At 71.6% G+C, this 11,929-nt stretch carries 8 protein-coding genes and 1 pseudogene; 6 read left to right on the top strand and 3 right to left on the bottom strand.

The features are described 5' to 3' along the window. Positions 1 to 48: 48 nt before the first annotated feature. The 3 genes from ABZ453_RS24640 to ABZ453_RS24630 form a co-directional block, all read right to left on the bottom strand. Positions 49 to 1,527 carry a sugar transferase gene (locus tag ABZ453_RS24640; RefSeq protein WP_359017724.1) on the bottom strand — a complete coding sequence of 493 codons (1,479 nt, stop codon included), beginning with the start codon at positions 1,525 to 1,527 and terminating at the stop codon, positions 49 to 51. A 660-nt stretch (positions 1,528 to 2,187) separates the two neighbouring features. Further along, a complete protein-coding gene (locus tag ABZ453_RS24635) occupies positions 2,188 to 4,362 on the bottom strand; it encodes an FUSC family protein (RefSeq protein ID WP_359017792.1) in 2,175 nt (724 codons plus the stop codon). Between the two features lie 340 nt (positions 4,363 to 4,702). After that, positions 4,703 to 5,824 (bottom strand): hypothetical protein, encoded by a 1,122-nt coding sequence (locus ABZ453_RS24630; RefSeq protein ID WP_359017722.1) that lies wholly within the window; start codon positions 5,822 to 5,824, stop codon positions 4,703 to 4,705. A gap of 105 nt (positions 5,825 to 5,929) precedes the next feature. On the opposite strand from ABZ453_RS24630, the gene uvrA reads away from it, so the two are divergent. The 6 genes and pseudogenes from uvrA to ABZ453_RS24600 form a co-directional block, all read left to right on the top strand. Further along, positions 5,930 to 8,398: an excinuclease ABC subunit UvrA gene (gene uvrA, locus ABZ453_RS24625; RefSeq protein WP_359017720.1), complete on the top strand. Its 2,469-nt coding sequence runs from the start codon at positions 5,930 to 5,932 to the stop codon at positions 8,396 to 8,398. A gap of 174 nt (positions 8,399 to 8,572) precedes the next feature. Continuing rightward, positions 8,573 to 9,235 (top strand): SDR family oxidoreductase, encoded by a 663-nt coding sequence (locus ABZ453_RS24620; protein ID WP_359017718.1) that lies wholly within the window; start codon positions 8,573 to 8,575, stop codon positions 9,233 to 9,235. A 79-nt stretch (positions 9,236 to 9,314) separates the two neighbouring features. Beyond that, entirely contained in the window at positions 9,315 to 9,464 is a 150-nt protein-coding gene (locus tag ABZ453_RS24615) for a hypothetical protein (RefSeq protein WP_359017716.1), read from the top strand. Between the two features lie 19 nt (positions 9,465 to 9,483). Beyond that, positions 9,484 to 9,648, top strand: a complete 165-nt coding sequence (locus ABZ453_RS24610) for a hypothetical protein (protein WP_359017714.1) — start codon at positions 9,484 to 9,486, stop codon at positions 9,646 to 9,648. A 256-nt stretch (positions 9,649 to 9,904) separates the two neighbouring features. Beyond that, entirely contained in the window at positions 9,905 to 11,686 is a 1,782-nt protein-coding gene (locus tag ABZ453_RS24605; RefSeq protein ID WP_359017712.1) for a helix-turn-helix domain-containing protein, read from the top strand. Positions 11,687 to 11,695: 9 nt separating this feature from the next. Next, a pseudogene (locus ABZ453_RS24600) lies at positions 11,696 to 11,850 on the top strand (transposase); the annotation flags it as partial. Positions 11,851 to 11,929 lie beyond the last annotated feature (79 nt).

Here is an 11,929-nt window from a genome sequence, read left to right as displayed (position 1 = left end):
CCTTGTGGCCTGCGTTCGGCACACCGGCCGGACGACTCTCCCCGCGCATCAGTAGGCCCCCTGCCCGTGCAGCACCGCACGCAGCGTCTTCCACAAGATCACTGTGTCCAGGGCGAGCGACCAGTCCTCCACGTACCGCAGGTCGAGGCGGACCGCCTCCTCCCACGGCAGATCGCTGCGTCCGCTGATCTGCCACAGGCCGGTGAGTCCGGGCTTGACCAGCAGCCGTCGCCGGATGTCCGGGCCGTAGGCGGCGGACTCCTCCGGCAGGGGCGGCCTGGGACCGACGAGCGACATCGATCCGGTGAGTACGTTGAACAGCTGCGGGAGTTCGTCGATCGAGTACCGGCGCAGCACCGATCCCACCCGGGTGACCCGCGGATCCCGGCGGACCTTGAACAGCAGCCCCGCGCCCTCGTTGAGCTCGGCCAGTTCGGCACGTGCCGCGTGGGCCCCGGTGACCATCGTGCGGAACTTGAGGATGGTGAACTCGCGGCCGTCCTTGCCGACCCTGCGCTGGCGGTAGAACGCCCCACCCCGGCTGTCCAGCACCACGAGCAGTGCCACCAGGGCCATCAGCGGGGCGAACAGCAGCAGAAGGATCGTTGCGCCAACCCTGTCCACGACTGCTTTGACCGCCCGGCGGCCCCCGGTGAAGGTCGGCATGCTGACCCGCAACAGGGGGATGCCGAGCACCGCGTCGACGTGCAGCCGCGGGCCGGCCACCTCCATCAGCACCGGGGCGACGACCATCTCGGCGTCGCTGCCCTCGAGGTTCCAGGCCAGCCGTTGCAGCCGGTCCGGTGACCAGTGGGCGTCGGGCGTGACCGCGACGACGCGGTAGCCGTCGCGGCGGACGCGCTGCGCCACGTCCGACAGCCGGCCGACGATCGGCACTCCGTCCAGGTGATCGCCGCCGATCTCGGAACCGTCCGTCGTGCACACCCCGTCCACCCGCCAACCAAGATGCGGGAACTTGCGGGTGCGGGTGATCAGGTCGTGCACGGTGGCTGGGCTCCCGGCTGCGAGCACCGGTCTCAGGCACCGGCCTTCCTTGCGCTGTTTGTGCAGCCAGAGGCGCAGCAGATAGCGCGCGATCATGGTGACCACCGCGATCGCGGGGATCGCGACGAAGATCCAGAGCTTGATGTTGCGCGAGGTCAGGGCGATCCCGCCGAGCGCCAGGACGACGGTCGCCGCGAACAGCGACCGGCCGAGCCGGCGGAACTCCTCGGCGCCCTGGCCGAGCACGGCCGGAGCCCAGGCGCGGCCCACCGCGAGCGCACCGAGCACCAGCAGCTCGGTGCCGAACGCGAGAATCCCCCACTTCTCGTGCCAGTTGGCCGCGTCCCGGGCCCCGAAGAATTGGCCTATCGCCGTCACCACGACGAACGTGGCCGCGGTGTCGCTGCTGATCACGGCACGGCGGTACCGCTGCTCCCAGGCGACGGCGGGCTGTCCCATGCTCCCGTTCGGCACCTGCTGGCGTGCCGGCGGAAACGAGTTGACTACTCCCCCTTGACGCACAGAACCCCCCAGGTTCCGCAATGGTTCGACGTGTTCGCCCAACACTGTTCCTCCCCCCGGGAGGCCCCCACCCCCCGTGCTGTTCCTCCCCTAGGAGGCCCCCGCCCCCTGTCCGCACGACATCCGGCTGATTCAGCGCTACTCGAGCAACTCAGCTTCGCGGCAGCGCAGTCGCTTGCTCTGCCGGTCTCTCGAAGCGCGCTGGAACCCCCTGACACCTCGGCCGCTCTCGGAACCCAAGCCCCCCGGGTTCCGAGAATCGATCACCGCTACGTCTGGCGCCGAGGACGCGTTGACGGCTTTCCGCAGCCCGGACCAATGGACCCACCAACGGGCGCCTTTGTGTCCGAACCGCCGAAGCAAGGTCAATCTAGACCATGGGAACCGGTGTGATTAGAGGATGTGTGTAATTTGTGTTGAACATTTGAGCCTTGTTTCTTCCGGTGGTGACCGGCCTCGCGTGGCCTGATGTCACCGTGTGCTCCAGCGAACATGAGCGGCGCCTGACCGGACGCGTGACGCGTTGTACTCCCCGAGGACCGCCCTTGACCTGCGCTGAGCAGGCAGGGAGCAGACAGATCGGGAGTTTCTCCACAGGTCAGAGCCCTGCGCCGCCCATCGCCCTGCTCGGAGGGCATGATGCGTGGCTCGAGAGCGCCGTCACCCACCCCGGTGCGCGGGCCCTGACCCGTTACCTTCCGCGGCCAGGGTCGCCCGCACCCGCTGCTCCTCGCGAGCAGAGCCGACGTCCCGTTCCAGGGGGGTGCGGCTCACGGCTGTCGCGAGGTCCTCCAAGGCCCGTTTTTCCAGTTCCGCCTCGCGCCGCACGACCTGGCTCCCCTGGTCGGCGGCGTCCTGCCACGCGTGGAGCGCCTCCTCCACGCGTCCCCAGTGCGGATTCCTGTGCTCGCGCACGGCGACCGCCGCCTTCGCGGTGTCCGCCTCCAGGGCCTCGGCGAACCGCTCCGCCTCGGGGATGACACGGCTGTCGGCTCGCGGGACGTGGCTCTCCATGAGCATCGCTGCCCGGCCGAACCCCTTGAGCGCCTCCTGCGCCTCCTGGGCCTCGCGCGACGTCAGACCCCTGGGACGGACCGGTTCCTGCCTTGCCCGGTCGTATGCCTCCTGCCAGGCGGCACGTGCTTCCCTGCTCTCCAGCAGCGCCCGGCGCAGGTCGGCGTGATGCTCCCGGGTCGGTTCCGCGTAGTCGCGGAGCACCGCGGCCGCGTAGCGGCCGTTGGCGGCGAGCCAGTCCGCGAGCCGGCCCGGCAGCCGGGGTGTTTCCCACGCGGGGAACACCACGTACGCCAGCATCGCCAGGGCCCCGCCGAGCAGGGTGAGCACCACCCGCTCCGGGACCGTCTGCTCCCATGCCTGGCCGCCCATGCCGAGCAGGAAGACGACGTACGCGGCGGTGAAGCACTGGGAGTAGGCGTAGCCGGTACGGTTCAGCGTGTACGACAGGCCCGCCGAGACCACCGCCAGCGCGCCGGACACATGGGCGTCCGGGCCCAGGGCCCGCACCACGCCGGTGGCGAGCGCGACCCCCGCCAGGGTCCCGGCGAGACGGGCCACCGCACGCGCGTACGTCCGGTGGAAGTCCGGCCGCATCACCATCACCGAGGCGATGGGCGCCCAGTAGCCGTGGCCGAGGGGGAGCCGGGCGGCGATCAGATAGCCGAGCGTGGCCACCGCCGCCAGGCGGACGGCGTGCCGGAACACGGGTGAGTCCCGGCGGGTCTCGCGGCGGACCGCCCGGACGACGACCGGGACCAGCCGGAGCATTGTCGGGCGCACCAAGAACCGGGCGTCGGCGGGGCCGGGCGGCGTGGGCGTCCTCCCTCGCGCGCAGCCGCTCCCGGCGATTTCCAACGCCTCGCCGAGCAGCTCCACGAGTCGCTCGGCGGCTTGTCGCGCGGGGCCCTCCAGCACCTCGTGCTCCTCGTCGACGCGCAGGGCGTCCATGCTCTCGGGCCGCACCTCGGCGGGAGTGCCGCGGCGGATCGAACGGGCGGCCGCATCCAGCACGTCGGCGGCCGCGTCGAGCAACTCCCTCGCGCGGTCCCGCCCAGGTCCCTCCGCCGGGGCGCCCACGTCCGGGTCGGCGAGCGCCGCGACCACCGGCCGAATGCGCTCGGCCAGGCCCCGGGGGCCGTGCAGGACGGGAGGACGGGTGCGGGCCTGTGACGGCGTCACGGCGGCCGCGTCCCGGGCCGTCATCAACGGGTCCGGGTCGAACGGGGCGGTCGGGTCGTGCCGCAACCGGCGGGCGTAGTCCGCGACGGCGGCCAGGGCGTCGGCGAGCGCGTCACGATGCGCTCCCCAACGCCGGATCGGGAACAGCAGGATCAGCACGGCCTGCGTCACGCCCCCGAGTGCGATGACCCCGGCGTGCTCCAGGGCGCGCCCGACGCTCGTGGGCAAGGTGACGGTCACCAGCATGCTGCCCACGGTCGTCGCCGCGACGATCCCGGCGGTCGATCCGACGGCCCACGCCATTCCCGCGGCAAAGGCCCATACGGCCAGCAGCGGCAGAAACGTCACGAGTCGCCCCGCCGCCAGGTAGCCCACGAAGGTGCTGAGCGCCAGACCCGCGCCCGCGCCGAGCGCGACCACTTTGCGCGGACGCCAGCTGCGCTGGAAGGTGGCCCCGCCCGCGGAGTAGGCGCCGAGGGCGGCGGACGCGGCGTATGCGGGGGAGACCAGCCACAGTGCCGGCCCGATGACGATCGCCACCCCGGCGGCCGCCCGCAGCGCGAGCAAGGGCTCCAGCCGGGTCTCCTCGATCGTGAGCCCGGATCGCACGACCTCCCGGAAGGCCCGCGGCCACGTCACGGGTGTCCGCCCCGCCGAGACGCCCTGCCGGGTCGCGTCGGCCTGGTCGAGGTGCGGCAGCCGTCGGGCAAGGAGGCCTCCATGGAGAGGGCGCAAAGAGCCTGACTCCCGGAAGTTCTGCGACGGGGGTCGTGGCTCCGCACGCCTCTGCGGGCCGCTCCACCTGGATCAGGTGGACGGTCGTTCGCCGCCGACCCCGCCAGGCGGAGCTCAGGCGCTCCGGCGGCGTTCCGGGCGGGTCCCCGTCGCGAGGCAAAACAACCACGCACCGACCGATCAGCGGGATCTCCGGTCCCGCACGACCACCGACCGAAGGCACGTCTGGCGATCGGTCCACCCGCTAGTCACCGGGGTCGTCCTGCAGCAGGCTGCGGCGTTCCTGTTCGCGCTTGGAGTAGGCGGCCGCCCGGATCGCCTCGTCGCTCTCCAGGCCCGATCCCAGCGCGCCGCCCACGGTGGCGACCGAAGCGACGAACCAGGACAGCGTCCAGTACTGCGTGGCGTGCAGCGGGGTTCGTGTCATGGAGGCGAACAGCCGGTCGTTGAGGATGAAGAGCGCCCAGACCAGGTTGATGGCCACCAAGCCCGCGTAGCAGACGACGACCCCCATCCCCACGGTCAGGACCGTCGAGGCGTTGTAGAGAGCCGCCCTCTTCCTCGCCTCCGGCGACACCTCATCCGTTCGGTGCCACAGGTTCGCGTCCACGATCAGCCATCCGATCATCAGTGCGACCGATCCGACCATGGCGATCACCAGGCGTGGCGTGCTCAGGGAGGTGGCAAGGCTCCAGACGGTGGAGTTCACGGTGGCGACCGCCCCCGTGGCGAGGGCGGCCGCCAGGGCCTTCGACAAACCAGGCACCAGGCGCCAGGGCCGGTTCGCGCGGACCATACCGCCGAGCACCCTCAGGTAACCGCGCAGCCCACTGAGGACGTACCGCAGATCGGCGATCTCCTCCTCAGCGACCCGGCCCGGACGGATGGGCACGAGACGACCGGTGAAGGGTCCCCGCAGCGGCTGACTTCCCGGCGGCTCCTCAGCCCCCGTGGTCCGCGAGCGCGCCAGGCTGAGGACAGCTTCTTCCACGGCCTGCCGGGCCTTTGTCTGCAGCCGGAAGCCCCCCAGCGTGGGAAGGGACAGCAGCGCCAAGCCGTGTTCGTGACTGAGATCCACCACGAGCTTGAGCCCCTGCGAGTGCAGCGGAAGGTCGGTGAGAGCCACGACGATGTCCCAGTTCCCGTCACTTCCGCGGTCCATGATCCGTCGCATCAGGGTGAGCGGGTCCTCGACCCCTGCGGTGAAGGGCTCGCTGACCACCGCGACGTCGAACCGTCGTCCCCGGCCCGACCTGTCGGCGAGCCGATCGGGAAGCATCCGGGCCATACGCTGCGCGATCTCCGTCGGCGTATCCGGATCCGCCAGAAGAGCCACGACCACAACGTCCTGTGACGACACCCGCATGGCTCCTTCTCGTCGGCTGCCCCCGCGAGTGCCCACAGGATGCCCCGAGGTAACGCCAACGCCGCGTGTCGCGCGGTTCGCGGCGCGATCGGGTACTCAGCAACGATGGACAAGGACGCGACCGACCCCTTCGTGCATGTGCGGGGCGCCGGTGAGAACAACCTGCGGAACATCGATGTCGACGTTCCGCGGGGCGCGATGGTCGCCTTCACCGGCGTCTCCGGTTCGGGCAAGTCCTCGCTCGCGTTCGGCACGCTCTACGCGGAGGCCCAGCGGCGCTACTTCGAGTCCGTGGCACCGTACGCCCGAAGGCTGTTGCAACAGGTCGGCGCACCGCACGTGCAGGAGATCACCGGACTGCCACCGGCCGTGGCCCTGCAGCAGCGACGCGGGTCGCCCAGCTCGCGCTCGACGGTCGGCACCATCACCACGCTGTCCAATCTGCTGCGCATGCTGTACTCCCGCGCCGGCACCTATCCGCCCGGTGCCGCACGGCTGGAGGCCGAGTCGTTCTCACCCAACACCGCGGCCGGCGCCTGCCCGGAGTGCCACGGACTGGGCGTCGTGCACGACGTCGCCGAGGACCTGCTCGTCCCGGACCCCTTGCTGAGCATCCGCGAGGGGGCGATCGCCGCCTGGCCGGGTGCCTGGCAGGGCGCCAACCTGCGCAGTGTCGTGAACGGCCTGGGGATCGACATCGACCGGCCGTGGCGCAGGCTCAGGAAGAAGGACCGGGACTGGCTGCTGTACACGGACGAGCAGCCCTCCGTGTACGTCGAGCCGGAGGAGGACCGCGTCGACTACGGCTACCAGGGCAAGTTCTGGAGCGCCCGCAAGCACGTCATGCACGTCCTCGCCGACTCCAAGAGCGAGAAGATGCGCGAACGGGCGCTCCGGTTCGTCAGGAGTGTGCCCTGCCCCGCCTGTCACGGCACCGGACTGCGGCCCGAGGCGCTCGCCGTGACCTTCGCCGGACGTTCCATCGCCGAGATCAACGCGATGCCGCTCACCGAGGTCGTGGCACTGCTGCGGCCCGTCGCGAGGCGGTCCGAGGCCGACGCCACCACGTCGACCGCCCGGTCCGGGGAGACCACCGAGGTCGCGGTCCGGATCTGCGGCGATCTGGTCGCGCGGATCGAGGTGCTGCTCGACCTGGGCCTCGGATATCTCAGCCTCGGGCGCCGCTCGACGACCCTCTCGCCCGGCGAGGCGCAGCGCCTGCGGATCGCCACCCAGCTGCGCTCGGGGCTGTTCGGCGTGGTCTACGTCCTCGACGAACCCTCCGCGGGCCTGCACCCGGCCGACGCGGAACCGCTGCTGGAGGTGCTGGACCGGCTCAAGGCGGCGGGCAACTCGCTGTTCGTCGTGGAGCACGACATGGACGTCGTACGGCGGGCGGACTGGGTGGTCGACATCGGCCCCGGTGCGGGCGAGGGCGGCGGACGCGTGCTGTACAGCGGCCCGGTCGCCGGTCTTGAGCGGGTCGCGGAGTCGGCCACGAGCCGGTATCTGTTCGGGCGTGCCCAGCCGCTCGAGCACCGCCCGCGTGCTCCGCAGGGCCGGCTGCGCCTGCGCGGCGTCTCCCGGCACAATCTGCACGACGTGTCCGTCGACGTACCGCTGTGCGTGCTGACGGCGGTGACGGGCGTGTCGGGTTCCGGGAAGTCGACGCTGGTGACGCAGGTGCTCGCCGAGGTCGTCCGCGGCCACCTCGGACTCGTGCCCGAGGAGCCCGACGAGGCGCAGTTGGAGGTCGACGTCCAGGACGCGTCGGGGGTTGAGTCGTTCGACCGGCTGGTCCTCGTCGACCAGCGGCCCATCGGCCGCACCCCCCGGTCCAACCTGGCCACGTACACCGGGATGTTCGACGCGGTGCGCAAGCTGTACGCGGCGACGGACGAGGCCAGGGCGCGCGGCTACTCGGCCGGGCGGTTCTCCTTCAACGTCCCCGAAGGGCGGTGCGAGACCTGCCAGGGTGAAGGATTCGTCGCGGTGGAACTGCTGTTCCTGCCCGGCACCTACGCGCCCTGCCCGACCTGCCGAGGCGCCCGGTACAACGCCGAAACGCTGGAGGTCACCTACCTCGGCAAGAACATCGCGGAAGTACTGGCGTTGTCCGTCGACGCCGCCGCCGCGTTCCTGTCCGCCGTCCCGGCCGCCTCCCGCAGTCTGGAGACGTTGCGCGAGGTGGGGCTGGGCTACCTGCGGCTGGGGCAGCCCGCGACGGAACTCAGCGGCGGTGAGGCGCAACGCATCAAACTGGCGACCGAACTGCAGCGAGCCCGCCGCGGGCACGCGCTGTACCTGCTCGACGAGCCGACGGCGGGGCTGCACCCCGCGGACATCGCGCTGCTGCTGCGACAGTTGCACCGGCTCGTCGACGCCGGCAACACGGTCGTCCTCGTCGAGCACGACCTGGACACGATCGCCACCGCCGACTGGGTCGTCGACCTCGGTCCGGGCGGCGGTGACGCGGGCGGGCGGGTGGTCGCGGCGGGTCCGCCGACCAAGGTGGCGAGGGCCCGCCGCAGCGCCACGGCGCCGTATCTCGCGGCCCGGCTCGCGCGGTCCTGACGACAAGGATCGCGATCGCGAATCCCCGGGCACTGCGGTGCGATCCGGTGGCCGGGCGGTCTCGTGCGCCGGCGCGGTGCGCGAGTGGGCCGACTTCGCGGCAACCGCGGGACCCGACCTGGCGCGCGGTCGCGCAGCCCGGCGTGAGTGGTCCCGTGGGGGAAGAATGACCCCATGCACATGGTGATCGCGGGTGGACACGGAAAGATCGCGCGCCGGCTGACCCGGCTGCTCTCGGCGCGCGGCGACAACGTCACAGGGCTGATCCGCAACCCGGACCACGCCGCCGACCTGCGCGCGGACGGCGCGGAACCAGTGGTGTGCGATCTCGAGCACGCCTCGGTGGACGAGGTGGCCGGCCACCTCGGCGGCGCCGACGCGGCACTGTTCGCCGCGGGCGCCGGACCGGGCAGCGGCGCGGCCCGCAAGCAGACGGTGGACCGGAACGCGGCCATCCTCCTCGCCGACGCGGCCGAGCGCGCCGGGGTGCGCCGCTTCCTGGTGATCTCCGCGATGGGCGTGGACAGCCCGCCGCCGCCCGGCACCGACCCGGTGTTCGCCGCCTACCTGAAGGCCAAGGGCGAGGCGGACGCCGACATCGCCTCCCGTCCGGGACTGGACTGGACGATTCTGCGCCCGGGGATGCTGACCGACGACCCCGGCAGCGGCCGCGTCACGCTCGCCGAGCACACCGACCGCGGCCAAGTGCCGCGCGACGACGTGGCTGCGGTGCTCGCCGCCCTGCTCCACGAGCCCAGGACCGCCGGGCGCATCCTCGAGCTGATCAGCGGGTCCACCCCGGTCGAGGAGGCGGTGCGCGCCGTGGCCGGCGGCTGACGCCGCACTCCGCCCTCGCCCGGGTGCGGGTCATGACTCACGCCCGCTTTCAAAGGCGCTGCGCACCGAGGCCGAGACGGTGTTCCGCAAGCCGAGGGACATCGCCGCGCCGACGAGCGGTACACCCTTCGAACACCAGTCGATCGGCTACGCCTTCGATTATGCCGAGGCGATGCTGGAGAAGGGGCACCTCGATGAGGTCCGGGACAAGCTGGGAGGATGGACGTGAGTCACGAAGGAGGCCCGTCATGAAATCCGGAGCCCCTGATTACGACGCCTGGTACTCGCGCACACCCTCGCAGGCCGAGGGCGAACGGGACGAGACGGGCGAGCGTACCGCGGCGGAACAGCACCCGGACGTCCCCCGGACCGAGCCGTCCCAGGCGGAGGGCGAGCGGGGCGACGACGCCTAGGCTTACATGGTGAAGTCCGCAGCGGTTCGGTAGCGCCCCCGAAGGGGCGCGGGGAACTGCGCGACCGGCCACGACGGCGCCGGGGACGACCGACGGCACAGCGCGGCACTTCCAGCGGAGCGCCTGGCGCCACTGGACGACCCGTCGGATTCAAACAGCTCGGGTAGGCCGGCCCGGGAGGGGGTACCCCTGTGGCCCGAGGCCCGCGGCGACATGCCGCTCGGCCCCTGGAGGCTTCGGGGGACGGAGTGATCCCATGGTCGGCAGTCGGGTGCACAGCCTGTACAACCGCTACGTCGACGGGAAGGGCAGCCTTTCGCGGGGCAGCGCGGGGCGGCACACCGCCGCCGCGGCGCGCACAGGATTCCGCCTGCCCGCCCGCACCCCGGCCGACCATGCCCTCCATGAACTGGTCGTGCTCTCCCACGCCCTGTTCGACACGCCGAACGAAGGCCAGATCCTGCGCCTGGCCATGGACCACGTAGCCGCGGCGGGGCCGTACAGCGCCGAGGCGGGATACCTCAAGGTGGGCGACGATCTGGTCCCCAGCCCGAGGAACGGGCAGATGCATGCCTTGACCGTGGGCCGGAGGGTGCGGGAGCTGGACGGGCGGGACGGCAACGTGACCGTACCCGGCAGGCCCTGGGGGCGGGCCCTGGGGCTACGCGGACCCGAGGGACTCCACGGCTACCTCGTGGTGACGTCCCGCTCCCGGCCCACCAAGGCCGAGCGATCTCTGCTCGCCACGCTCGTCCGGCACACCGCTGCCGCACTGTCGGTCGCCTTCGCACAGCGCCGCAGGGGCGAGGACGCGCTGGATCTGCGCCGGCTGAGGGAGGAATGCACAGCCCTCCAGCGGCAGCTGATCTCCGTGGTGGCCGAGCTGGGCTACGAGCGAGCCGTTCACGCCCTCATGGCCGACGTTGCTGCCTCGGGTGGTGGCGAGGAAGCTGTCACCCGCGCACTGCACAGGCTCACTGGGCTTCCCGCGCTGGTCGAGGACCGCTTCGGTCGGCTGAGGTTCTGGATCGGCCCCGGCTGCCCAGATCCCTATCCCGAACCGGACCCCGTCCGCCAGGAGGAAATGCTGCGCGCCATCGGCAAAGAGGCCGGGCCGGTGCGGATAAAGGACCGGCTGACCACCCTCGTCCGTCGGCACGGCGAGATCCTGGGCGTGCTGGCGCTGGTCGACACCCGGGCCGAGACCGACGAGCACACCGTGTTCGCGCTCGGACACGCCGCCACGTCGCTCGCCCTGGAACTGGTGCACCTGCGCGATCTGGCCGAAGTGGAGCTGAGGCTGCTCCGTGAGCTGGCCGACGACCTCCTGGCAGGGACGGACGAGGCGAGCGCCTACGCCCGGTCCGAGGCAGTCGGACACGACCTGCGCCGAAGCCAGTACATCGTCGTGGTGCAGTGGTCGAACCGGACTGCGGACGATTCCTTCGCGCAGACCGTGGGTCGGGCGGCCTCCGCGGTGGGCATGCGCTCGCTGCTGACCCGCCGCTCCGACCACATCGTCCTCATCGCCGGCGACAGGCCGCACGCCCGCGCGTTGTACGAGGCGCTCGCCCGGGAGACCGGAACACGGTCCGGGACGATCGGGGTGAGCGCCCCTTGCAACTCCGTGAACGACATCCCCCACCGCTACCAGGAGGCGCAGCGCGCCCTGGAAGTGCGCCGCCACTCCCGCGAGCGCTACGGCACGTCGTTCTTCGACGAGCTCGGCCTCTACCGCATCCTGGGACCCGGCAGCGGTCACCGGGAACTGGAGACGTTCGTCCAGGAGTGGCTCGGGCAGCTCATCGACTACGACTCCCGGCACCACGCGACCATGGTGGAGACCCTGTCCCGGTACTTCGACTGCGGCGGCAACTACGACGAGACCGCAGAATCCCTCGCGATCCACCGCAGCACGCTGCGCTATCGGCTCCAGCGCATCCGCGACATCAGCGGCAACGACCTCGCGAACGTCGAGGACCGGCTGAACCTCCAGGTGGCGACCCGAGTGTGGAAGATCGTGCTGGGCGGATCCTGACGCCTCGCCGGAACCCTCATCCTCGCCGGCACCGGCTACCTCAAGAAGGCACCACCTCGGCCGGGGTGCAGCGCCCGTACTCCGGCACCCTCGGCCGCACCGAGGACTGCCGGATCGGCGTGTTTGCCGCCTACGCCACCACACGCGGACGTGCCTTGGTGGACGTCGGCGCCGGTCTCGTCGACGTCACCCGCGTCGTCCTCGAAACCGCCCATGTCAGGGCGGCTCGCACGCAAAGGCATC

The sequence above is a fragment of the Streptomyces sp. NPDC005799 genome (assembly GCF_040630525.1).
Taxonomy (GTDB): Bacteria; Actinomycetota; Actinomycetes; order Streptomycetales; family Streptomycetaceae; genus Streptomyces; species Streptomyces griseorubiginosus_B.
The sequence above is the reverse complement of the archived record's forward strand: the minus strand, read 5'-3'. Positions and strand labels throughout refer to the sequence as shown.